Here is a 24,681-nt window from a genome sequence, read left to right as displayed (position 1 = left end):
GCTTAGCACCACCGCCTCCTGCGGCAAGTTCGGCAGCACCTTCGTTTTTATACCCGCCGTAATAGCCTGTACCGGATGTGTCACGCTCTTCCATGTAGCCGGCTTGATCTTTTTTAGCGGTACCTACACCTGTGACATAGAGCTTGGCGGTGGTGGTTTTTTTACCTTTGTAGGAGAGCTCATCATTGAGTATCTTGTAAGCCTCATAGAGTTTGGCGACATTGCTGTAAGTTGCTTGCTCTTCTCTTGAGTTGCCTGTGCCGTCAAAGAAGACGCCCATTTGAAATACTTTGCATCCCATGCTGTTTTCTCCTTTTAGTCGTTGAGTTTTGGGTAAGGTTTTTTAGGATCGGGGAGATAACCGAAGGTATCTCGCATTGACCAATCCGTAATGGGAACACCACTATAGCCTTTGGACTTGTCAAATACTGTCCAGTCGATATAGTCACAAGTTATTCCGATATTAGAATCAATATTTTTCGGATCGCTGGTAATAAATTTGACTATGTAATCCCACTTCGGATCTTTATCAAAATCCAGCCCGATACGGGCACAGAGTTCGACTATAGCATTATTTTGCTTCGGATCGCTTCCAAACCTCTTCGCTTTATTCATCGCCCGTTGTATCCAGCGGTAGCGTACCTTTTTGGGTGTGTCTCTCCAGAAGCCGGGGAACTCTTTTTCCAGGTCTTGTTCCATCTCTTTTAAAAACTTCTTAGCCTCTACTCTATCGTAAAAGCCTTCGCTTAGTTGTGATAGTCTCATGCTTTGCTCCTTTACTTTTCCATCTTCTTCATCACGCCATCGCTGAACGATGGCTCTTTGTTTTTGCAGTACTTCAGTGGTTAGCTCGAAGCTGTCAAGTCCGTTCTCAAGAGGCTTCTGCCACCGTTTGGTGTCATTGCTCTCAGGCAGACACTTCCAGAGCACTTTGTCACAGACCCTGCCTTCACTCCAGCCTTTGAAGTCTACATAGGTATCTTTGGGTTTGCTTTGGCAGCCTGATAGCAGCAGCAAAGCCATCAAAAGAGTATATATTGTTTTATTGTGATACATCTATTGCCATTCCTATAGTCTTTTATTTTATAAATATTATACCATTGCTTTTATCAAAAGCCGGAGAGTTCATCATTGAGTATCTTGTAAGCCTCATAGAGTTTGGCAACATTGCTGTAAGTTGCTTGCTCTTCTCTTGAGTTGCCTGTGCCGTCAAAGAAGACGCCCATTTGAAATACTTTGCATCCCATGCTATTTTCTCCTTTTTATTTAGTCGTTGAGTCTTGGAAGTGGTCGTTTTGGTTTTGGAAGATAAGGGAAACATTCTCTTAAATACCAATCTGTAAATTTATCACCATTCTGCAAGCTATAATCAGATTCAAACACAGTAAAGTCAAGGTAATCATTTGCTGTACCAATATTATCTTCCTTTAAAGAAATAAACTTCGTAATATAATCCCACTTCGGATCCTTGTCAAAGTCCAACCCGATACGGGCACAGAGTTCTACCATTTGATTGTTTTGCTTTGGATCATACCCAAACCTCTTCGCTTTATTCATCGCCCGTTGTATCCAGCGGTAGCGTACCTTTTTGGGTGTGTCTCTCCAGAAGCCGGGGAACTCTTTTTCCAGGTCTTGTTCCATCTCTTTTAAAAACTTCTTCGCCTCTACTCTATCGTAAAATCCTTCGCTTAGTTGTGATAGTCTCATGCTTTGCTCCTTTACTTTTCCATCTTCTTCATCACGCCATCGCTGAACGATGGCTCTTTGTTTTTGCAGTACTTCAGTGGTTAGCTCGAAGCTGTCAAGTCCGTTCTCAAGAGGCTTCTGCCACCGTTTGGTGTCGTTGCTCTCAGGCAGACACTTCCATAGCAGCTTGTCGCAGACCCTGCCTTCACTCCAGCCTTTGAAGTCTACATAGGTATCTTGCTTTTTTTTATGTTGGCTTGTATTGCACCCCATCATCAGAGCAAGGAGTATAGGCAGGATGGCAAGGTAATATTTGGAGCTCATAGGTTCTCCTTGTTGTTTAAATCTATTTTCTTATAGCCGACACCTTCGGGAAGATAACGGTATTGTACCAATGTTTGCGGTTCTTCCTCTTCACACCAGTAGCAGTAGATATTGTTAAAGAGAGAATGGATTTCTTTATAGCTCTCATACATCAATTCTCTAAAAATATCAGGCTCATAAAATCGTATAATCCCTTCCACTTCACCCGCCTCATCCTTGAGGTAAAATATCTCCCGCATCCTCTCCAGTGCTTCGGCAAAGTGCAAAGGGGTTGCAAACAGAAGCATTGCGTTTTTACCGTAGCACTGCTCAAGAAGCTGCATACTCTCTTCTTTTGCGTCTTCACTCTCAAAGTCCAGCTGCACAAAAAAGGGACCTCTTGTTTGCAGTTTCTCTCTGAGTGCTTCTTCACGAAAGAGTATATCATACGCTAAAATCCCCTCCTCAAGATCACTATAGAGCATCGGTACTTTAGCGCCTTCTATGACGGCATAGCTTTGAAAGGTATACTCTTCATACGCTATTTTTTTTGGGTCTATTGTCTTGTATAGTTGTTCTATCATCTTTATCCTTTCATCACATCATCAAGCAGACACTTTAGACAAATTTTGTCACCCTTATTGACTACAGCATCCCACTTAACCACAGAGTCAGGACTCCCACCAGAGATTGCCACATTCCCTTTGATAGTCACATTCCCCTTAAGCGTTATCCCACCGCCATCTATAATGATAGTCCCACCTTTAGACTTAAAGACTACTCTGTCACTGCCGTGCATCTCTTTAAGCTTGGTGATCTCTTTGATGTGCGTTCCGGCTTTAACGTCAAGTTTCCCATTCACCGTATGACTAAAATGCCCTTTGGTCTTAAGCGTATAGTTCGCATAGGTTGTTTCAAGTCTCTGGTTCCCTACATAAAGTACTTGGTCTTTGTCTACTTTGGTAGACTGAGAGTTAGCGATGTGTATCTCCTGGTCATGTCCTACATCTAGTTTTTGGTCATGTCCAATGCTTATACGCTCATCTTTACCTACAGACTCTGTTCTGTTGTTTCCTACATCGGTACTCTCATCATGTCCTATGCTTTTTGTTCTGTCATTGCCTACAGAGAAAGATTCATCATGACCTACGACTTCTGTTTGGTCATGGTCTATGTTAATGGTAGAGTCATGCAGGGCATGAAGCTTATAGTCTTTTTGTGCTCTGATGTGTACGAGTTCTTCTTTTTGTTTGTCTTCAAAGAGCAGGAGGTTATACTCGGCATTGCTTCCTGGCATAGACTGTGTCTTAATATAAGACTGTGTCTTTTGAGAAGGGAGGTCTTTAGGGATGTGGTTGTTTCCGTTATAGAGACTTCCTATGGCTACTGGTCTGTCTGGGTCACCGTTAAGGAAGTTAACAATCACTTCTGTGTTGACTCTAGGGATAAACTGGCTTCCCCAGCCGTCTCCTGCGCTAAAGTTGGTAAAGCGTATATAACAGCTGGTAGGATAGTTGGGGTCAAAGTGAAAGATAACTCGTATACGTCCAAAGCTGTCTACATCAATGGTATTGGGTGTAGACTCTGTGTCTTTACTTCCACTAGATACTATGGCTGTCACTGAAGAGGGAATGAGTGGTTTAGTAATGTTGTAGTGAGGGATGAACACCGTCTCTTTAGGAGTAGCTTCAAAGTCTACTTCAAAGAGATACGCTTGTACCTTATCTTCTTCTTGTACATACTCTTCCAAGGCATTGGGAAAGAAGCCTTTAAGACGTACCTGTGTGAGTACGACCTCTGTACGTACCACACGTTGGGTATCAAAGAGTGTACCACCATACCCTGTTTCTGTATAGAGACTAAGCGTGTGTCCCTCTACACGTTCTGTATCAGCGTATTGTTTGAGTGCGGTTTGTTTGACATCGTTTTGCAGGTCTTTGGGTCTGGCAGCTTCTAAACGGTCTCTATGGGTCATCACTTCCAAGTCATGTCTGAGTTGTGCAGAGTGGGTATTGTCTTTAAGACTTTGTGAGAGCGGGGTCGCACCTGTGGTAGTAAGGTACTCTTTGGAAGGGGCTCTAAAGTCATAGTAGTCTTCTTTTGCATGTGTAGGTGCAAAGGTTTTACTTTCAGTAAAGCTGCAGCGTAACTCTGTTGGGAGTTTGGTGTAGCTCTCTGTGATGTGTGCCAGACGTACTTTATAGGGTGTAGAGTCACTCTGCATCCACAAACTTACTCCTTCTTGTTCACAAAGCATTTGTATGAATTCAAGGTCGCTTTGTTTGTACTGGGTGGTATACTCTCTTTGTATAAAGGTATGCGGAGCAATGTTGGTACCAAAGTCTATATGTAACAAAGCCTTATAACGTCCAAGGATCTCTTGGATAATCGCATACGCACTCTTTTCTTGAAAGATTTCATAACGTTGGTTGAGTCCCAGATAAAAAAGAGGATGGACAACGGTGAGGGTATAGAGGTATTTATCGGCTACTTTATTGGCTTCTTTGGCTTGGTAGATTTTAGCAAAGATTTCTCTTTTTTTAGTAAAGTCTTTTTCATCTTGGAGCAGGAGTTTAACATCGGTATCTACTAGGTCAGCAACTTCTAGTTTGACAGGGCTTACGAAGGTGACTTCGTAGGTATAGGGTTTGCCTAGGGTGTTTGTGCCTTTTAGGGTGTAGATGGAGTAGGCATTGTCATTAACGTAGGGGTTCTTTTTTGCATTGAGGAGGTGTAATCTTGCTTTGACTTTTTGCAGCTGGGTCGGGTTCATGGGTTCCCTTGAATGTTGTTTTTTTATGGTTTATTTTAGCGTGTTTGGTTTAAATTAAAGAGAACTCCTAATATCTGGAGGGTTTAACTATTCTTTTATTTTATAGATCACCGCATACATTAAAGGAACAAAGAACAGATTCAGCACCGTTGCCCAGGCTATACCAAACCCCAAAGAGATTGCCATAGGCTGAAGTATGAGTGCCTGACCGCTTGCAAAGAACATGAGTGACGAGAGACCCAACACAGTAGTTACCGAGGTAAGGATAATAGGACGCAGACGCATCCCTGCTTTTTGAGCCATCTCCTCATAATGCCTGCTTCCTTTGACAAAATCCAGCATGATCAATCCGTCATTGACCACCACTCCTGCCAAACCAATAATACCCATGACGCCAGGCAGTGTCAGGTTGATCCCCATAAGCTTAGTACCGACCAGAGCACCCAGCAAAGAGAGCGGGATGATCGAAAGTATGATCAGCGGCATGACCAGAGAGTTGAACATCCATACCAGTGTAATAAAAATAAGAAATACTGCGATCACCGCAGCCTGTGTCATCTCTCTTTTGATCTGGGCATTCTCTTTCTGCTCTCCTTTAATGATAACTTTCACCCCTGAATCTTTGATGCTCTTAAGCAGTGGCTGGAGTTTTTCCATCACTTCGGCAGAGACGATCTTTTTGCTGTCTACACGTGCAAAGACGGAACGCACTTTGTCCCCGTCTTCTTTAAATATCTTGACAAAACTCTTGCGGTAGGTAAAATCACAAATATCTCCAAGTCTCACAACAGACTTTCCGTTTGGTGTGGTCAACTTAAAGTCTTTCAGTGCCGTTGCATCCTCTTTATATACATCTTCTATCTTGACACGTACCAATCCTTTGGCGTTGAACATTTTGCCATATTCCGCTTTGAGAAATGCTCCTCTGAGTACATTGATAATGTAACCTTCACTAAATCCCAGAGATTGTCCATATTCATTGACCCTGAGTTTAAGTTCTTTCTCCCCCTCATTCGCATTGTCCGAAATATCTTCTACTCCGTCTATTGTAGTGAGATTTTCCTCCACTTTATGTAATGCTTCCAACATCTTTTTAGTATCATCAGAGGAGAAACCTATCTCAATATCATGACTGACGATCCCTGTCTGCTGGACATAGACATTGAACTCTTCATAGAGCCTGTTTCCATGTACCTTTATATTTTTGAATTTGCTTACCACATTTTTCTGTATTTCTTTGACGATCTGTTGTGCTTTTTTCTCTCTCACCATATCACTGTCATCATACTCCAGAGAAAAGAGAGGATTGATGTAGGTATCGAAAAAATTCTCCGGAGCTTTTTCATGCAGGTTGATAAATATCTGAAAAAGGTTGTCTCCTGTCTCAAAGGTCTGATCAGGATTCATTTTAAAACCGATAATAGAAGTGACTGAGTCCACTGCCTTTTTATCGACCGTTTTCAAAAGAGCCTTTTCTACTTCAGTCACATAAGCTTCCGTCTGGGCAAGGTCATTGTTAATATCCACTTTACCGCTCAGATAGATCTGCTGGGCATCAAACGCTGGGAAAAGCTGGAATTTTGTGACCTTCATCATACCAAACGTAGCTAGAAAAATAAAAGCGACCAAGGAAAAAAGCGAGAGCCATTTTCTCTTAAGCAGATGATGCAGCAGATGACGATACCTGCCTATAAATCTGCTCCATGCCTTTCCCTCCTCATCTATCTTCTCCGCTTTGCCTATACTGAAAAATTCTTTGGCATGTAACGGCAGAAAGTAGAAGGCTTCAAACAGAGAACTTAACAGCAAAATGGAGATCATCACCGGCAATACCTGCATGAACATCCCCATTTTGCCACTCATAATAAGCAGCGGCAAAAAAGCAAATACGGTCGTAAGCGTTGCTGTCAGTACCGCAGGGAACATCTCCAACGCTCCATCCACAGCCGCATCTCTCGGAGACTTTCCTGTCTCCCAGTGTCTGTAAATATTCTCTGCTACCACGATCGCTTCATCTACCAGCATACCCAGGGCAATAAGTGCACCAAGCAGTGTCAGCATGTTCAGACTGTATCCTATCATATCTGCAGCAACCAGTGTCACCATGAAACTTACAGGTATCCCCAGTGCCACAACCCAGGCAATACGGGCATTGACCGATAAGAAGAGTGCCAGGAAAACAAGAATAAGCCCAAAAAGAATATTTGAAGAGACCAGATTGAGACGGTTTTTGATCCATACGGAAGTATCGGTATAGACTTCAAAGCTGATGTTATTGTATTTTTTATTGTACCCTTTAAGAATTGTTTTGATCTCTTTACTCAGTGCAATAGCATTGCCTGCTTTGCTTTTAGTGATATTCAAAGAGATATTGGGTTTCCCGTTAAAATGTGAAAGTTGCGTCGCTTCTCCCAATCCTACACTGACCTTGGCAATATCTTTAAGGTAAAAGTGTTTTCCCCCTACGCTTAAAAGTACAGACTCCAAAGCACGCTTGGACTTTTCACCATTAATGGTAGAGACATACAGATGATCCCCCTGTCCGTCAAGCGTACCTGCAGGAAAAATGGAAGATATCTGTCCTATAGCTCTATAGACAGAAACTTTGTCTAGTCCATAGGCATCCAGTTTTTTCTGATCAAGCTGTATAAGCACCTCATCATCCGCATCACCCCTAATATCGATGGCAGAAAGGTCTTTAATAAGAGAGAGTCTGCTTTTAAGGTCATCAGCAGCATCGAGCAGTACAGATTTTTTCACATCTCCGGAGATGGCAACAAGCAACAGAGGGTAATCCTGTATCTTGATCTTGGCAACAGGTTCATTCATATCTGAAGGCAGATCCCGTCTGACATTGGAGATAATATCCTTGACATCAGAGAGTACCAACTGGGAATCACTGCCTGGTTTGATATCGGCAGAGAGGTTAAAAAAACCATTTTGTATGGTCGTATAGATAGTGTCTATCTCCGAGAGACTTTTGAGTTCATCTTCTATTTGTGTTACAACCATTTTGTCCAGCACATCTGCACTCGCACCTGCATATCCGCCACGCACAGAGATCTGATCAAGTGAAGTGGGAGGAAATATCTCCTTGGGAATATTCTGGTAGGCAAAGATCGAAAGCAACAGCATAAAGACCAGTAAAATATGGTTTATTATAGGCTTATCGACTGCAAATTGAATAAAACTTCGCATCAATTTCCCTGCTCTTCATCGATTGCAAAAATAGTATCGGTCACCCTGTTCTTGAATTTCAATGCTTCTACATTTTGCTGTAATATCACTTTTTCTGCTTTCAGTGCTTCTGCTTCTCTTTGCATTTTGTTGACCTTTTTACTTTCATAATAGATCTGATTACTCAAATAGATCTTGATCATTGTCAATATGAGTACGATGGTCATAGACATTAGTATCACACTGATCATACCGAAAGTAATACCGTTTTGTGTAGACTTCTTTTTTTTAGTTGTCATTGCGTTACCTGATCAGATATAAACCTGAAACTTCTTAATTTTGCAGAGCGGCTTCGGGGGTTGATCCTCAACTCCTCCTTTGAGGCAGTCACCGGCTTGCGCGAAAGCTCTTTACCTAACGCATGGTTTTTTCCACAGGTACATCGCATTGCCTGCGGATCACAGATACATGCCTTTGCCCATTTTCTAAAACGGTTCTTCACTAACCTGTCTTCCAGAGAGTGAAATGTAATGAGGGAGACTACTTCCCCTTTATAATGTTTTGATTCTATGCTATCGAGCAATCCTTCTATTTCTCCCAGCTCATTGTTAACCTCTATACGGATCGCCTGGAATGGAAGCGTAGCAGGATGGATCTTTCCACCAGAAGGGATAACCTTTTGAATGATCTCACTCAACGCTTTAGCACTCTGTATCGGTGCGTTAGCTCTGGCTTCAACGATCATGCCAGCCAGCTTACGCCAACTTCGCACTTCTCCATACGTATCAAAAATATACTCCAACTTTTCTTTAGGATATGTATTGACCACTTCATAGGCACTTAGCGGTGCGTGTGCATCCATACGCATATCGAGGGTTTCAGAGTTAAAGGAGAATCCCCGCTCTTTTTTGTCAAGCTGTAAAGAAGAGACACCAAAGTCTGCAAGCAATGCCGTCACAGGTGCTTCTTTCAGTGTAGGAAGCAAGGTTGCAAATGTGCCTTTATAGAGTGTGCTTCTGCTTTCAAAAGGTTCCAATCTCTTCTTAGAAAATGCCAAAGCTTCATCATCTCTGTCTATGCCTATATGTTTCAGCTGAGAATATTTTTTAAGCATTTCAGAGCTATGCCCGGCATAGCCCAAGGTACAGTCAACAAAATACCCCAGGGGCACATCATTAAAACTTGCTAAAACTTCTTCTAAAAGTACCGGTATATGAGGAGTTTGCACCTGTTTCCTTTGTTAAAAAGTATTGTGAAGCAATGCATACATACACTATTCACTTTTCACTAAAAATTAGTGTTATAATACCAAAATAATCCTAATAAAGGTTTCAGAATCATGGACAAACATCTCATAGACGATATCAAGCATATTTCACTCTCCCTTTTCAATAAAAACTTTTTTGGTGTCTATCATGGTTCCATCTCGGCACGTATGAGTCGTGACAGTTTTATTATTAACTCCAAAGAGACCATTTTGAATGAAGTTACCGAAGATTCCCTTGTCAAACTTGATTGTCAAAAAAGAGATTACCGTTGGAGTATGGCAAATGCGGATGTACACATTCATGAACATATCTATGAGACCATTCCCAGTGCCAAATATGTCAGCTACACCATGCCCCCCTATGCGACAGCTTTTTCACTGAAGCACGGGAAAGTTTCTCCTCAAGATTATTACGGGAAAAAAGTCTTAGGTGAAGTGATCGTTTACGATCCGAAGAACATTGATGACTGGATAGAACGCGCTCCCTATGAGATACCTCAGTTTTTTCAAAAACATAATACACATCTGCTTCTAATAAAAGGTTTTGGTGTCATCTGTTACGACAGAGACATTACAGAAATGGCGAAGAAGGTCTCTATTCTCGAGAACTCCTGCCGACTGCTGGCTTTGAGTGCCAATTTGTAAACAGCTATGTAAAGCACATTTTTGTTATACTTTACGCAATATTATCATAGGACAGGTGCATGAATCAGACAAAAAAAAGATTAAGTATCATCAATCTTGCTATCTCCATTACAGATATTGAAACGATACAACTTCAAATGCTTAAACTGGGATTGTTGCGCTCTGACAGTAAGATCCAGGAGATCATTACGATGCTCCAGGCAGAGAACTATGCCCAGGCACAAGGACTTATCACCTCCTATATAGAAACACCCATGGAAGAGATACTTCAAAGAAGTGCCCAAAAAGAAATAGATATTGAAAAGAAAAAAGAAGAAGCGATCATTGAAGAATTCGATCTTTTTGTTGAAGAACCGGAAAAACAGGATGAACCTGTTAAGGAGATAGATGACCTGAATGCATTCATCGATCCTGTTGCAGAACCTAAAAAACTTTCCACCCAGGAGCAAGTCAATTATGATGCACTACTCAATGTTGGGGCAGATGAGATATTACCGGATAATATCGAATTGGATATATCGCATTCCTCTCAAGATACATTTTTTGATACTGCGACAAACCGATCTATTGATGAAGTGTTTACGCAGGACTTAGAGAGAGATACATTCTTTGACACCAGTGAAGAGACCACAAAAAAAGAAGAGATAGCGGAAGAAGCCCCTCTAGAGAGCTTTGAAGTGTCTGTTCCCAAAAAAGAAGAAACACCTATAGAAAAAGAGATAGCTTCTGCCCCTCTTGAGGAAAATCAACCTGAATCAACACACTATCATGCTATTTCCTATATAGATCAGAAATTCCAGAATATGACTATTCAGTATCCTCCTATACAAACCAGTGATGAGAATTTTCCTTCAGTAGATGCCTGGCTGCGCAAGATCTCTCATGAAGGGTACAGTGAAGACGAGATAGAGGAGATCATTGGGCATATTGAAAAACTGCGTACCGGCAACAAAGCTGAAGCTGCTGAGCTCTTACTCCTTACCTCTGCAACTGAATCAAAATATGCACGTTTCCAATTGGCAAGAGCACTCTACAGGGGTGATCTGCTTCAGAAAAACATCCCTGAAGCTTTTGCACTGATCAACGCTTTGGCTGTGAATGATGACTACCCTGAAGCGATCTGTGATCTTGGACAATTTTATGAATACGGTATAGGGGTTGACAAAGATAGTACCAAAGCAAAACTTCTCTATAAAAATGCTATGGAGTTAGGTATTAAAAGAGCCGTAGAGCATTACAAAAGGCTCAATAATGAAAATGAAGGCTTCTTCTCATTTCTTAAGAAATAAGGGTACTTCTATCCCATAAGTCTTTCTATCCCTTTATAAGCTACTTCTATCATTTTATCTATCTCTTTGTAAGTAATGACAAAAGGCGGCATAAAATAGATGACATTACCAAGAGGTCTCAGTAATACCCCCTGACTTAACGCATACTCATAGATACGTAATCCTATGCGTTCTTTCACATCATACCCCTGTAACTCTATAGCTGTGACCATACCCTGCTGTCTGATCTCTTTTACATTTGGAAGTGATCTGAACTTCTCAACCTGTTTATATATATAGGTACGCTTTTTTTCATTCTCCCCCAAGATATCGTTCTGTTCAAATATCTCCAGTGTTGCCAAAGCGGCACTGCATGCCAAAGGGTTCCCTGTATAACTGTGAGAATGCAAAAATGCTTTGTATTCATTATAATCACAGTAAAAAGCATTGTAAACCTCATCGGTTGTCATTACTACAGAAAGAGGTAAATACCCTCCGGTAAGTCCTTTAGAGAGTGTCATAAAATCCGGTGAGATATTCGCATGTTCACAGGCGAACATTTTTCCTGTACGTCCGAATCCTGTCATGATCTCATCTGCTATGAGATGTACATCATATTTTTTTGTCAATACCCTTGCCCCTGAGAGATAGGCAGGATGGTACATATGCATTCCTCCTGCTCCCTGTATCAGCGGTTCAAGTATCAGTGCCGCTATCTCTTCTGACTTATCTATCAACACATCTTCCAGTATTTGTAAGGCTTCTTTGGCTGCCGACTCACTCTGATCTTTGGGTACAGGTACCTGCATATTGGCTATAAGCAGCGGCTCATATGTCTCTTTATAGAGTGCAACATCCCCTACTGAAAGAGCTCCTATGGTCTCTCCGTGATAGGAGTTTGTCAATGATAGAAAAAGCGGTTTACATTTTCCAAGATTAAGATGATAATGGTAACTCATCTTTAGTGCTGCCTCAACAGCACTGGAACCATTGTCAACATAAAAGACTTTTACCAATGTTTCAGGTGTAATATTTACAAGTTTATGTGCCAGCTCCACAGCAGGTTCATGTGTAAATCCTGCCAAAAGTACATGTTCCAAACTATCCAACTGTGCTTTGATCTTATCATTTATTGTTTTATTGGCATGACCAAAAAGGTTTACCCACCAGGAGCTGACTGCATCAATATAGCTGTTCCCTTCAAAATCATAAAGATAGACCCCTTTACCTGATTTAATAGGGACAAGAGGCAGTGTCTCATGGTCTTTCATCTGTGTACAGGGGTGCCAGATCACTTCCAGGTCACGCTTCATTATTTCACTGTTTTTATCCGTCATCTTCTTTTTATCCTCTGATTGGCTATAACCACAACGATAAGGTTATTTAGATAAAATATTGTACAAATTTTTAGATTAAGGCAGAGTACAATATGATTAGTTGGATGCAAAAACACAATAAATACCTAGTTTGGACCATATGGGTAGCAACCGTCGCATTTATCGGTGCAGGTTTTGTAGGATGGGGAAGTTACAGTTTTGGTTCCAAAGCAGGCAATGTAGCAAAAGTCGGGAGTATAGAAATTCCACAAACCAAACTCAACATGGTTTACAGCAATATCTACAACCAGTACAACCAAATGATGCAAGGTAAACTGGATAAAAAGAAAGCAAAAGAGATGGGTCTCATAAAACAGGCTTTTGCAACACTTGCTACACAGGCAAAAATACTCAACTTTGCAAAAGATGCCGGTATTGTTATTTCAGACAAAGAGGTAGTGGATGCACTTGAAGCGATCAAAGGATTCCAAAAAAACGGAAGTTTCAATAAAGAGATCTATCAAGCTTACTTAAGAAATCAAAGACTGAAAGCAAAAGCATTTGAAGAAGGGCTCAGAGAAGAACTTATCATCAACAAAACACTGGCTCTGTTAAATGTTGATGCGCTTCCATTAGAGACAGAAGCTATCTCTGCGGCTATGAATGTTGCTGACAAACTTGCCTACAAAGTATTGACACCTTCTGATGTGGACTTTACGGTAGATGAAGCAAAATGCAAAGCATATTGGAAGGCACGAAAAGAGAACTATATGACAAAAAAATCCTATAAACTCTCTATCGTTTGGACACCAAGCAGTGAAACAGCTGTAACAGAAGATGCACTCAAAGCATTTTATGAAGAGAATAGTTTTAACTATACGGATGCAAACGGAAAACAACTCTCATATGATGAGGCAAAAAAACAGGTAACAAAGGATCTAAAACTTAAAAAAAGTAAGAAAACAGCACAAAAAAACTACATTGCCTTTAAAAAAGGTAAACTTTCAAGTACTGAGACAGTCACACTTCCTGTAGGTGATCTTAAGTTGCCCAAAACACTTTGGGATGAGATACAACAAAAGAACAAGGGTGACATACTCAAACCGAAGATTGTAGGTGACAAATATGCAACGATCAAGATTGACAACATCAATGAACCTGCGGTAATGACGTATAAAGAAGCAAAAGATGAAGTGACAAAAAGCTACATTTCTCAAGCAAAAAAAGAGGCACTTTTAACACTGGCTGAGTCAACACTTAAAAGTCTAAATGATGCCAATGCAACAATCTCGGACTTTGTTACCTTAGAGAAACATGACAACTTAAAACCACTTAATGCACAAGAAAGTTTACAATTTTTACAAAAACTCTTTACATCTAAGAAAGAAAAGGGTATTATTAGCGTATTGGACAAAGTTATAGTTTATAATATCAAGGAACAAAAACTTCTGCCGATGGATGAGAACAAGACAGATGCTGTAAAGCAAACTGTCAACCAAATGAAGAAAAGAACATTTGAGACTAACCTCATTAAGATGTTAGACAAAAAATATCCTACAGAAGTTTATATGGGAGGACTTACAAATTGAGTGACACAGTTTTAGCTATAGACATCGGTTCCACTAAAATATGTGCTATCATAGCTGAAATTGAAGATTCAAAAGTTCAGATACAAGGTCATGGTATCGCTAAATCCCAAGGCATCAAAAAAGGTGCCATTACCAATATAGAACTTGCTTCCAAAGCGATCAAGAAGGCTATCAACGATGCAAAACGCATTGCAGGAAGCAATATTACCTCTGCAACAGTCTCTATCTCCAACGCATATGCAAAAAGCTTGAACTCCACAGGTGTTGTCAACATACCTCATAAAGATATCTCTATTAAAGAGATCAACCGTGTAATGCAGACTGCTCTGTACAATGCAAATGTTCCCAATGAATATGAAGTCGTGCATGTACTTCCTTATAACTTTAGAGTAGATGATCAGGATTTCATTGAAGATCCGTTCGGAATGAATGCTTCACGAATGGAAGTAGATGTCAATATTATCATGACGCAAAAATCAAATCTTTCAAACCTTAAAAAAGCAGTCCGTTCTGCCGGTGTGGAGATAGATGGTATTGTACTTAGCGGTTATGCTTCTGCCATTGCTGTGATGGATGAAGATGAAAAAGAACTGGGTGTCGCAGTTATAGACCTTGGTGGACAAACATCCAATCTTGTGATCCATACAGGCAACTCTATCAGATACAATGACTTTCTTGGTGTGGGTTCAAACCATATTACCAATGACCTCTCTATGGCATTGCATACTCCTTTACAAATAGCAGAGAATGTAAAGGTACGTCACGGGAATCTTGTAGAGACAAGCAATGAGGTGATCGAACTTCCTATCATAGGAGATGAAGAGAACCGTAATGGTGTCTCTTTGGAGATCGTTCACTCTGTAATCTTCTCCCGTGTTGAAGAAGCTTTGATGATCTTGGCAAAATCACTTGAGAAAAGTGCGCTTAAAGAGCAGATCGGTGCAGGTATCATCCTAACAGGGGGGATGACCAAACTCAAAGGTATCAGGGAATTGGCACAGTCCATCTTCCCTGCTATGCCTGTACGTATTGCTTACCCGCATAATATAGAGGGACTGTTTGATGAATTAAAAGATCCAGCCTACTCAACAGTCATCGGACTGCTTCTTTATAAAGCCGGAGAGCATACACAGTATGAGATAAATTTCCAACAGGAGCTCTTACACTCTAAAGATGTCTATGAAGAAAATCTCAATGATATCAAGATCGCCAATACTGTCAGTGAAGTAGAAGAGAGCAAAGTAGCTCAAGTATCAAAAAAAGAGAAGAGACAAACAGTGAATACCGATAATACAGAGTCGATCATTTTTGATGATCTGCCGGATATCGGAAAAGAGAATAACAATCCGTTAAAAAAGTTGGCTAACTGGGCAAAACAACTTTTTTAGCAGAATGTTGACATCATAAAAAGGAGAAAGAATGGAAGAGTTTGAAATAGATATCGTTGAAACGAAGTGTCACACCAATGGTGCAAAGATCAAAGCGATCGGTGTTGGAGGTGGTGGTGGTAATATGATCAACCACATGATACAGGAGGGGATCCACAGTATTGACCTTATTGTTGCCAATACAGATGCACAGGCATTGGACAGTTCACTTGCACCCTATAAAATGCAATTGGGTATCAATGCAACAAGAGGTCTTGGTGCAGGTATGGTACCGGACAAAGGTAGAGAAGCTGCTCTAGAGAGTTTTGAAGACATCAAAGAGATGCTTGAAGGTTCTGACATTGTATTTATCTCTGCAGGTCTTGGCGGTGGTACAGGTACAGGAGCTGCACCGATCATTGCTCAGGCTGCCAAAGAGGTGGGTGCACTGACTGTTTCTATCGTAACCAGTCCTTTCAAATTTGAAGGTCGTAAAAGAACCAAACTTGCAAAAGAGGGTCTTGAAGAGCTCAAAAGAGAGAGTGATTCCATTATTGTTGTGCCGAATGAAAAACTTCTTTCTATCGTGGAGAAGAATCTTGGTATCAAAGAGAGCTTTAGAATGGTAGATGATATTCTTGCTCAGGCTGTAGGTGGTATCTCCAAAGTGATCCTTTCGCATGGTGACAATGACATCAACCTTGACTTTGCCGATGTAAAAACAGTCATGAGTCACAGAGGGCTTGCCCTGATGGGTGCAGGATATGCGACAGGAACCAATGCAGCGTATGACGCAGCAAAAGCAGCCATAGAGTCTCCATTGCTTGACAATATCTCTATTGACGGTGCAATGGGTGTACTTGTACACTTTGATATTCACCCTGACTATCCTATTATGGAGATCGGTGAAGCGATGAGCATCGTTGAAGAAAGTGCCGATGAGGATGCGGCAGTGATCTTCGGTACGACTACGAATGAAAATATGGACATTGATGAAGTACGTATCACGATCGTTGCAACCGGTTTTGAAGACAAAAATGCTATTGCTGAACCTGCACCTAAAAAGCAGGAGTCACTCTTGAACAGCAACAGTTCAAGTATTAACACACTTAGATCTGCAAACAAAATGGTTGTCGGTGGAGACTACACTGACAATGAAGATATTTTAGATGTTCCAACTTTCCTTAGAAAGCAAATGGACTAAAAAAGTCTAAAATAAAGACTCCTTTTATGTGCTAAAACAGGGAAACTCTTCCTTTCCTGTTTTTTCTTTACTGCCTCATTTACTATTAACTCTTTTTTGCTATCATTCCTTTAAATTTTTTATGTTCAGGAAATCATTATGAAATATATCAATCAACTCTCAACCATTGCCACAGCAACAGGACTGGGTGCCATACTTGCAACTGGTGTGACCGGATGTACACAGCAACAACAACAAGAAGAACAGGCTCAGGCAAAAGGGGCATTTGTAATCATTGAAGAGACAGCTCCGGGGAAATACAAGATCAAAGATGAGTTCCCTGCTGATGAAACCCGTATTGTTCTCAAGCAGCTTGACGGAAAAGAACGTGTGCTTACCAAAGAAGAGATGGATAAACTTGTCAAGGAAGAGGCTGCCAAGATTGATAACGGTACTTCCAATCTTACAAAAGAAAATGCCAAAATGTCAGGAGGTATGGGCTTGGGAGAAGTTCTACTTTCCAGTATCGCCGGAGCAATGATAGGTTCATGGATAGGCAATAGACTCTTTGGAAACCAAAACTTCCAAAACAATCGTAAAGCAGGATATAAATCACCATCAACATACCAAAGAAGTAAAAGTTCATTTAACAAACCTAGAAAATCAACTAGCAAAAAAAGTGGTTTTTTTAGCAATAAAAAATCAACACGCTCTGGTGGATTCTTTGGTCGTTCAGGTGGGTTCTTCGGTGGTTAAGCTACAAAAAACCACACCTCTTTCTACTGAGTATCTAGAGTCACTGGGTTTTGTCTGGCACACTGACTCTGATGAAAGTGCATATATTTCAGATGAACTTGTGGTACTTACCAAAGCTGAGGCAGAAGCTTACTATAAAGCTACAAATACACTTTATAATATGTATGTTGAAGCAGCTGAGTATGTTATAAAAAACAATCTATTTCATGAAATAGGTATCCCTTTTAACCTTGTAGAAGCAATCAAAGAATCATGGGAAAATGATGTACATTGGCATCTCTATGGACGTTTTGACTTAGCCGGAGGTATAGACAGCAAGCCCATAAAACTCTTGGAATTCAATGCTGACACCCCTACTGCACTCTTTGAGACAGCCATCATCCAGTGGGCGATGCTTAAAAAGAACAACTTGGAGGAATCCAGTCAATTCAATGCTACCTACGAGGCCCTGATTGACAACTTTAAAAGGCTTGTCACATTAGAAGAAGATATTTCTACTTTTGAAGAGCGTTATGACGACTGGAAATTCCTTTTTACTTCCATCAGGGGAAATGCTGAAGAAGAGAACACCGTCAAACTACTTCAGTACATCGCTGAAGAAGCAGGTTACATCACAGAATTCGCCTACATGGATGAAGTAGAATTCGATGACAAAGAGGGTATCTTTTTGGGCGATGAGAACTATGAACTCTGGTTTAAGCTCATCCCCTGGGAAGACATAGCTCTGGAAGAGTCAGATTTGGCTATGCTCCTCACCAACATCATCAAAAACCAAAAGGCTATCATCTTCAACCCTGCCTACACCCTGCTCTTTCAGAGCAAAGGATTACTGAAGATACTTTGGGATCTGTACCCAAACCACCCTCTTCTACTGGAGAGTTCATTTGAGCCGCTGGAAGGACAAAAACAGGTCAAAAAGCCCATTTTCGGACGTGAAGGAGGAAATGTAAGCATCTTAGATGAAAATGCTTCAGAACTCGAATCTGTAGAAGGTGACTATGCCAACCACAAAATGCTCTACCAGGCTTATACAGAGTTGGCTACCGACACACAGGGTAACAGTTACCAAGCCGGTGTCTTTTATGCCTATGAAGCCTGTGGACTTGGTTTTAGAAAAGGCGGGAGGATTTTAGATAATATGTCTAAGTTTGTTGGGCATGTTGTACGGTAGTCATGGTATATATATTTTATATCAAGACATACAAAATATAAGAATGATCGGAAGGGCTATTTATTGATAAATCGTTCCTTTTGAAAGCGTATTTAAAATGATCACACTTTTAATCATGTTGTATTTGGCTGTTATCTTTGCATCTTGTATCGTCAGGTTTTCCTGCATCATTTGAAGGTAGCTGTTTAGATCAATATAATGCTGAAGATATGCTGTTCTTACATTTTGTAAAGTTTTTTCTGTCTTCTTTAGTGTCTTGTTTAGTGAGTCAAGAGATCTTCTGTCTGTTTCATAGTCATTTTTCCATGCGATGTACTGTGCTTTTCTCTTTATCTCCAACGCTTTTTTCTGACTTCTTATTTTCAGTGCATCTACTTTTTGTCTCTCTATGTCATAAGACAGCCCGCCGTTAAAGTGCATATTCAAACCCATACTCAAAGTATAATTGTCACCATTTGCAGTAGGATCATCGTTAAATTGCCGGTTGGCACCAATGACGGCATCAGGCATCCAGCTTTTTCCGATCTGTTTTATTTTTTGTGATGCCTGCATCGCCTGATTGTCATTCAGCTTGAGTTGCGGACTGCGGGCAAGGAAACGATGAAGGTTGCTATGCAGTCGGGTAGAAGAGAGCTGAGGGACAACATGATGTGGACTGTAAAGTTTCAGTTGTGCTTTCATCATCGTAACGATTTGTTCTTCTTTGTCCAGCTGTACTTTGAAGAGTGCCATAGTATTTTCAAACCGTGTAAGTTCCAACTTCGATATGGCTCCTGCATGAACAGCTAATTTTAGCTGTATGAGGAATTGAACCTGTTTTTTGTAAAATTTTTTCTTCCTATGCCATTTTTCTTCACTCATGCGATAGGCAGTGATCATGTTGAGTAAAGAGAGAAAAAGTTTCTCTTTTTGCACTTGCAGCAAGAGTCTGTCCTCTTTCATTTGAAGCTGAATGAGGTGAATCTCTTCTACATTTTTCCCAAAAAGATCGATCGTGTCTATTATGCCTATATCTGTAGTGTTGAAATGATGCGCTAAAAGCTTGGCATTGGTCGCACCGTACATCATGCCTGCATCAAGATTGAGATAGCGTTGTTTCTTCTTTGCCTCAATGCTTAGTGCTCTGGACTTTTGCTGTAGGGTATAGGTATTTTGGTACGAGAGTGTTTTGAGGGCTTCTTTGTAGAAGAGGATCACTGTGCTTTGTGCACTTAGAACTGTATGCAGCCCTACGAGTATGAATGCTGTTTTTAGTACGCTTTTCATGACTATCCTTTCGTTATCTTTGGGAAAATACAATGCCTGGCTCCATGCTTAGCACAGGTCTTACACTGATCACAGCCGCAGTGATACTCACGATCAATACGCCTAAAAAGCCCAGCACGGGAGCAAACCACATCATGCGGAACGGAAAATCCGCACTGGCAACACTCTCTCCCAACAGGGCACATACCCCTATGCCTATACCGCTTCCGACGATCACACCTATAAACGCCTGAGTGAACACCATATTTACCAATTGACTCTTGGAAGCTCCCATCGCTTTGAGGACGGCATATTGTCTGAGGTTTTCATACGTGAACATATAGAGCATGACACCGGTGACACCAAATCCGACCAGCATGGCAAGAATGACCATGTTGATCATATCACCTACATCTTCCGAGTTGATGAGAAACCATTTGACGGTCTCTTTTTTAAATGCATCGCTTGTAATAGCCTTAAGTCCTGTCTGTCTGGTGATATTCTGAGCTAAGCGACTGGCTGAAATGTTTTTCCCACCCTTTACCATAATAAAAGTGATATACCTGTTTTCTCCGGGATTCAAGCGTTTAAAGTTCGACTGTGTGGTGTACATTAGCGGTCTTGGCGGGAATCTTGGAATGGTTGAAGAGACACCTCTTACAACGACTCTTTTATCATTGATGATCAGTGTATCTCCGTATTGGAGTTTTCGTGTAGGAACACCCAGATGCGCACCGTCATACGGCCACATGTCTTTTGTGTGTATCGGCGTTTGAAGTTTACCACTGCTTCCGCCACCGTCAACGATGACACTGTCAGGCATATGGAGGAGTGCTGCACTTAGAGCGTTACCGGTCTTTGGGGCTCCGCTCAATATGGCATCATCCACACCGATCATCTGAAAGGACTGGAAATGTCCATTGGGAAACCTGGCAGTGGCATCACCCAGATACAAGGGCACAGCATAACTGACTCCTTTGACACTACGCACCAGTCCCAAAGAGGCATCGCTCATATTGATCGTCGCTTCCGTTGAATGGACAGCAGGATCCATTACCCAAACAGTTGCAGAGGGATTTTCGCTTACAAGTGAAAAACCTCTTGTCATAAACCCCGCAAAATATGCCATCGCAAAGGTCACCAGAAATGCAGTAAACCCGATGCCCGTAAAAAGTCCAAGATATTTGGTTCTGTCATGCATCAGCATTTTGACTGCCACTTCAAACATGATTATTTTTCCTGTTCAGGAGTCTGGATAAAGACATCCAATTGTTCTCCCACATAAAGAGGGAATGTTTTTGTTCTTTTGGCAGCATAAATGACTTGCAGCACACGTGTATCGGTGCGTTCCGTACTGCGTCCTGTCAAGTTTGTTTTAGGTACGACATAAGGGATCGTGTAGAGGTAGGTCAAGTCTGTCTTTTCTTTGGTGTTACCGCGCATATATGCCACGGCCTTTGTACCCGGTCTGAATTTTGAAATATCATACTCATTGATGCTGACACGCACATTCAGACGGTCACTCCCTATGACAAGTGCATTTGAACGGCTGTCAAAAAAATATCCCTTGCTTATTTCCGATCTCAATACCACGCCGTCTATAGGACTGTAAACTTTGTAGCGCTTTAATTGATCTTGCAAGGCAGCCAGTTTTGTTTTTGACACAGCAAGCAGCTCTTTTGCTTCATGAAAACGATCCTGTGCTTGTATGTATTTTACTTTTGTAACCATTTGGGGAGAAACTTTTTTGAAATTTTCTATCAGATTGAAATGATGTTTTGCACTTGTAAGTTTTGCCTCGGCAGCTTTTATGCTTGTCTGTGCAACTAAGATCTTGGACTGAAGAAGCGTATCATCCATTTCAAAAAGCAGCATTCCTTTCTTTATCTTGTCCCCGCTTTGTACATACACTTTTTTGATGACTCCGGAAATAGAGGAACCTACAGCAATATTTTTACTCTCTGCTTCTATGATCCCTGTTCCGGCTATGAAAGATTTAAAAGGCGGTTTTACAGAAGGGATCGTGACAGTATTGGATGATTTTAGCGTATCTCCATAAAAAATAGCGGCAATGCCGACACCTAGACCAATGATCGATATTATGATAAAACTATAAAATCTTTTCATCTGTTTTTCCTACTCTAATGATTTTTCCATCTTCCATCTCTGCAATCCTGTCTGCGTATTGGTACACTCGGCTGTCATGCGTCACTACAATCATGGTCACAGCATGCTCTTTGGTCAGTTTTTTTAAAAGTTCCATGACCACCTGTCCAGACTTGTGATCAAGGCTGCTTGTCGGTTCATCACAGATCACCAGTTTGGGCTGATGCACCAGTGCTCTGGCAATGGCGACCCTTTGTTGCTGCCCACCACTCAATTTTCCCGGCAAAAAATGCTCTTTTTGTTCCAACCCTACAGCTTTCAACATCTCTTTTGAATGGGAAAATGCCATTGTTTTGTTTGTTCCGAAGATTGTAAGGGGCAGGGCTACATTTTCAGCAGCACTCAATGCAGGAATGAGATTGAATGCCTGAAATACAAAACCGATCTCTTTGCCTCTAAAGGCAGTTTTTGCTTCATCACTCATGGTAGCAAGGTTATGATCTAATGTAATGCAAGTTCCACTGTCAAACCCAAGTAAAGCAGTAACAACCGATACAAATGTCGTCTTGCCACATCCTGATGGTCCCACAAGCATAAGCAGTTCACCCTCATACACATCAAGATTTACGCCCTGCAACGCTTTTACCTCTGCTTCTCCGGAATTGAATATTTTTACAATATTCGTACAATGAAGTGCAATGTTTCGCCTGTGATTTGTTGCCATACTCAAATCATAGTCGATGAAAATGAAATGAAGATGAAGGAAGTTTTTCATCTTCATTTCATTTTCATTTAGTATAATCTTAAAAAATTATATAAAAAGATTATATTTATGAATACAGGACGATTTAAATTTGCTGCCAATTTTATTGGTATATTTGTTTTTGTGAGTTTTATCACAAGGATCGTTTTGCTCGCAATGACATACGATCAGGTTAATATGGGTATTGGAGCATTGCTAAAGGTTTTTTTCATAGGAGTATTTTATGATTTTGTAGCTGTTTCTTATTACTTAATACCGTTTATACTTTATCTTATTATTGTACCTAGAAAAATTTTCAATACATCTATTCACAAGATCATCAGTTTACTGGTTTATTTTGCTGTGATCTATACTATAGTATTCAATGGTTTCAGTGAGTATTTTTTCTGGGAAGAATTTGGAAAACGTTTTAATTTTATTGCAGTAGATTATTTGGTTTATACGCATGAAGTTATACACAATATTCTGGAATCCTACCCCATACCGCTTCTTGTTTTGATCATCCTGTTCCTTACAGGAGGGATCTTTTATGTCAACCATAAAAAGAGTGACTTGCATGAGAAAGCATTTAAATGTAATATGCCATTTTTAAAACGTTTGAAAATCGGAAGTATCTATCTTGCACTTCCCTTGCTCTTTTTTGTTTTTCTGGACAAACAGACTCTAACAGAAAACATTTCAAACAAATTTGATCAGGAGTTGGCAAAAAATGGTTTTTACTCACTTTTCAGTGCTTTTAGACACAATGAATTGGACTATAATGAATTTTACAAAACTTTGGATAAAAATAAAGTATTTAAAAGACTGCATATTCTTTTAAAAAGAGAGAACACAACCTTTAAAACAAATAATATATATGATATAAACAGAGTGGTTACAAATGATGGAACAGCACAGAAGTACAACATTGTACTTATTATGGTGGAGAGTCTCAGTGCAGAATATTTGGGAGCATTTGGAGATAAAAGAGGATTGACCCCTCATTTGGATAAACTGGCAAAAAAATCACTCTTTTTTAATAATCTGTATGCAACAGGAACACGAACCGTAAGAGGAATGGAAGCTGTTACACTCTCTTTACCTCCGACTCCGGGGAGAAGCATCGTCAAAAGACCCGACTGTCAAAATATGAATTCTGCAGGTTTTATTTTTCAAAAACTGGGTTATGATAATAAATTTATCTATGCAGGTCACGGATATTTTGACAATATGAATTACTTCTTTTCAAATAATGGATTTGATGTAGTAGACAGATTTGATTTCAAAGATAGTGAAGTAACATTTTCTAATGTATGGGGTGTCTGTGATGAGGATCTTTTAAACAAAGTAAGCAAAGAGGCAGACAAGTCTTATACGAAACAAAAACCTTTTTTCAGTTTTGTGATGACTACCTCCAACCACAGACCTTATACCTATCCAAATGGGAAGATTGATATTCCTTCCCATACAGGACGTAGAGGTGGTGTAAAATATACTGATTATGCTATTAACAAATTTCTTAAAAAAGCAGAACTAAAGCCATGGTTTAACAATACAATCTTTGTAATTGTTGCAGACCATAATGGTGGTAGTGCCGGGAAAACTGCCCTGCCGATATGGCGTTATAAAATACCATTATTTATTTATGCACCCAAGATCATTAAACCTGCAGTTGTTAGTAAGCTTGCATCTCAGGTAGATATAGTACCGACACTTTTGGGTATTCTTGGACAGAGTTATGAAGCAAAATTTTACGGAGATGATATTTTAAAAGCAGATCATCAGGAAAGAGCATTTGTAGGCAACTATCAAAAACTTGGACTTTTTAGAGACAATACCCTTACTGTGCTCTCCCCAGACAAAACAATACAAAATTATAAAGTGAAAAAGCAGACGCTATACAGCGTAATATATGATAAAAGAGAACCTTCAGAAACAGACATAAATGATACAATTACTTACTATCAGAGTGCAAGTTATCTATATAAGCATAACCTGTTAAGAGAGTTTAATAAAAAATAATAGAATGATGATGCATTTTTGATTATTCTAAAAAAAGGCAAAAACTATATTTAAAAAAAGTCTAG

Annotated in this window: 22 protein-coding genes; 8 read left to right on the top strand and 14 right to left on the bottom strand. The window is 40.4% G+C overall.

From position 1 onward, the window contains the following. The 9 genes from MVE01_RS07640 to rsmH all read right to left on the bottom strand — a co-directional run. Positions 1–301: hypothetical protein (locus tag MVE01_RS07640; RefSeq protein WP_472561589.1), on the bottom strand; the 301-nt coding region annotated here is incomplete at its 3' end. A gap of 14 nt (positions 302–315) precedes the next feature. Beyond that, on the bottom strand, positions 316–1,056 hold the full coding sequence (locus MVE01_RS07635; protein ID WP_472561588.1) for a hypothetical protein: 741 nt from the start codon (positions 1,054–1,056) through the stop codon (positions 316–318). A gap of 53 nt (positions 1,057–1,109) precedes the next feature. After that, complete coding sequence (locus MVE01_RS07630) at positions 1,110–1,247, bottom strand: hypothetical protein (protein WP_472561587.1); 138 nt, start codon at positions 1,245–1,247, stop codon at positions 1,110–1,112. Between the two features lie 19 nt (positions 1,248–1,266). Beyond that, positions 1,267–2,010, bottom strand: a complete 744-nt coding sequence (locus MVE01_RS07625; RefSeq protein ID WP_472561586.1) for a hypothetical protein — start codon at positions 2,008–2,010, stop codon at positions 1,267–1,269. Next, positions 2,007–2,573, bottom strand: a complete 567-nt coding sequence (locus tag MVE01_RS07620; RefSeq protein WP_472561585.1) for a DUF4123 domain-containing protein — start codon at positions 2,571–2,573, stop codon at positions 2,007–2,009. The genes MVE01_RS07625 and MVE01_RS07620 overlap by 4 nt, the downstream gene beginning before the upstream one ends. A 2-nt stretch (positions 2,574–2,575) precedes the next feature. After that, positions 2,576–4,762 (bottom strand): type VI secretion system Vgr family protein, encoded by a 2,187-nt coding sequence (locus MVE01_RS07615; RefSeq protein WP_472561584.1) that lies wholly within the window; start codon positions 4,760–4,762, stop codon positions 2,576–2,578. A gap of 87 nt (positions 4,763–4,849) precedes the next feature. Further along, positions 4,850–7,960, bottom strand: a complete 3,111-nt coding sequence (locus tag MVE01_RS07610; protein ID WP_472561583.1) for an efflux RND transporter permease subunit — start codon at positions 7,958–7,960, stop codon at positions 4,850–4,852. Next, on the bottom strand, positions 7,960–8,238 hold the full coding sequence (locus MVE01_RS07605; RefSeq protein WP_472561582.1) for a hypothetical protein: 279 nt from the start codon (positions 8,236–8,238) through the stop codon (positions 7,960–7,962). The genes MVE01_RS07610 and MVE01_RS07605 overlap by 1 nt, the downstream gene beginning before the upstream one ends. Next, positions 8,235–9,167 (bottom strand): 16S rRNA (cytosine(1402)-N(4))-methyltransferase RsmH, encoded by a 933-nt coding sequence (gene rsmH / locus MVE01_RS07600; RefSeq protein WP_472561581.1) that lies wholly within the window; start codon positions 9,165–9,167, stop codon positions 8,235–8,237. The genes MVE01_RS07605 and rsmH overlap by 4 nt, the downstream gene beginning before the upstream one ends. 111 nt (positions 9,168–9,278) lie before the next feature. Here rsmH and MVE01_RS07595 point away from each other — a divergent pair, with 111 nt between their 5' ends. Next, the gene (locus MVE01_RS07595; RefSeq protein WP_472561580.1) at positions 9,279–9,851 is read left to right on the top strand and encodes a class II aldolase and adducin N-terminal domain-containing protein; all 573 of its coding nucleotides are present in this window, start codon (positions 9,279–9,281) and stop codon (positions 9,849–9,851) included. Between the two features lie 59 nt (positions 9,852–9,910). Then, positions 9,911–11,140 carry a tetratricopeptide repeat protein gene (locus MVE01_RS07590; RefSeq protein WP_472561579.1) on the top strand — a complete coding sequence of 410 codons (1,230 nt, stop codon included), beginning with the start codon at positions 9,911–9,913 and terminating at the stop codon, positions 11,138–11,140. A gap of 8 nt (positions 11,141–11,148) precedes the next feature. On the opposite strand, the gene MVE01_RS07585 is transcribed toward MVE01_RS07590, so the two are convergent. Next, positions 11,149–12,456, bottom strand: a complete 1,308-nt coding sequence (locus tag MVE01_RS07585) for an adenosylmethionine--8-amino-7-oxononanoate transaminase (RefSeq protein WP_472561578.1) — start codon at positions 12,454–12,456, stop codon at positions 11,149–11,151. Between the two features lie 92 nt (positions 12,457–12,548). Between MVE01_RS07585 and MVE01_RS07580 the strand changes: the two genes are divergently transcribed. The 5 genes from MVE01_RS07580 (at position 12,549) to MVE01_RS07560 (ending at position 18,501) form a co-directional block, all read left to right on the top strand. Continuing rightward, positions 12,549–14,024: a peptidylprolyl isomerase gene (locus tag MVE01_RS07580; RefSeq protein WP_472561577.1), complete on the top strand. Its 1,476-nt coding sequence runs from the start codon at positions 12,549–12,551 to the stop codon at positions 14,022–14,024. After that, the gene (gene ftsA, locus MVE01_RS07575) at positions 14,021–15,412 is read left to right on the top strand and encodes a cell division protein FtsA (protein ID WP_472561576.1); all 1,392 of its coding nucleotides are present in this window, start codon (positions 14,021–14,023) and stop codon (positions 15,410–15,412) included. The genes MVE01_RS07580 and ftsA overlap by 4 nt, the downstream gene beginning before the upstream one ends. Before the next feature lie 31 nt (positions 15,413–15,443). Beyond that, positions 15,444–16,595 (top strand): cell division protein FtsZ, encoded by a 1,152-nt coding sequence (ftsZ, locus tag MVE01_RS07570; RefSeq protein WP_472561575.1) that lies wholly within the window; start codon positions 15,444–15,446, stop codon positions 16,593–16,595. Between the two features lie 138 nt (positions 16,596–16,733). After that, on the top strand, positions 16,734–17,330 hold the full coding sequence (locus MVE01_RS07565; protein WP_472561574.1) for a UPF0323 family lipoprotein: 597 nt from the start codon (positions 16,734–16,736) through the stop codon (positions 17,328–17,330). Continuing rightward, on the top strand, positions 17,323–18,501 hold the full coding sequence (locus MVE01_RS07560; protein ID WP_472561573.1) for a glutathionylspermidine synthase family protein: 1,179 nt from the start codon (positions 17,323–17,325) through the stop codon (positions 18,499–18,501). Before MVE01_RS07565 ends, MVE01_RS07560 begins: the two co-directional genes overlap by 8 nt. 60 nt (positions 18,502–18,561) lie before the next feature. Here MVE01_RS07560 and MVE01_RS07555 read toward each other — a convergent pair whose 3' ends face one another. Genes MVE01_RS07555 through MVE01_RS07540 form a run of 4 tightly spaced genes read right to left on the bottom strand, consistent with a single transcriptional unit; the run spans position 18,562 to position 22,633 of the window. Beyond that, a complete protein-coding gene (locus tag MVE01_RS07555; RefSeq protein WP_472561572.1) occupies positions 18,562–19,767 on the bottom strand; it encodes a TolC family protein in 1,206 nt (401 codons plus the stop codon). A gap of 13 nt (positions 19,768–19,780) precedes the next feature. Then, the gene (locus MVE01_RS07550; protein WP_472561571.1) at positions 19,781–20,974 is read right to left on the bottom strand and encodes an ABC transporter permease; all 1,194 of its coding nucleotides are present in this window, start codon (positions 20,972–20,974) and stop codon (positions 19,781–19,783) included. A gap of 2 nt (positions 20,975–20,976) precedes the next feature. Then, positions 20,977–21,873 (bottom strand): efflux RND transporter periplasmic adaptor subunit, encoded by an 897-nt coding sequence (locus tag MVE01_RS07545; protein WP_472561570.1) that lies wholly within the window; start codon positions 21,871–21,873, stop codon positions 20,977–20,979. Further along, the gene (locus MVE01_RS07540) at positions 21,857–22,633 is read right to left on the bottom strand and encodes an ABC transporter ATP-binding protein (RefSeq protein ID WP_472561569.1); all 777 of its coding nucleotides are present in this window, start codon (positions 22,631–22,633) and stop codon (positions 21,857–21,859) included. The genes MVE01_RS07545 and MVE01_RS07540 overlap by 17 nt, the downstream gene beginning before the upstream one ends. A 138-nt stretch (positions 22,634–22,771) precedes the next feature. Here MVE01_RS07540 and MVE01_RS07535 point away from each other — a divergent pair, with 138 nt between their 5' ends. Continuing rightward, complete coding sequence (locus tag MVE01_RS07535; RefSeq protein WP_472561590.1) at positions 22,772–24,616, top strand: LTA synthase family protein; 1,845 nt, start codon at positions 22,772–22,774, stop codon at positions 24,614–24,616. The last annotated feature ends 65 nt before the right edge of the window (positions 24,617–24,681 follow it).

The sequence above is a fragment of the Sulfurovum sp. genome, assembly GCA_026990595.1.
Lineage (GTDB): Bacteria > Campylobacterota > Campylobacteria > Campylobacterales > Sulfurovaceae > Sulfurovum.
The sequence above is the reverse complement of the archived record's forward strand: the minus strand, read 5'-3'. Positions and strand labels throughout refer to the sequence as shown.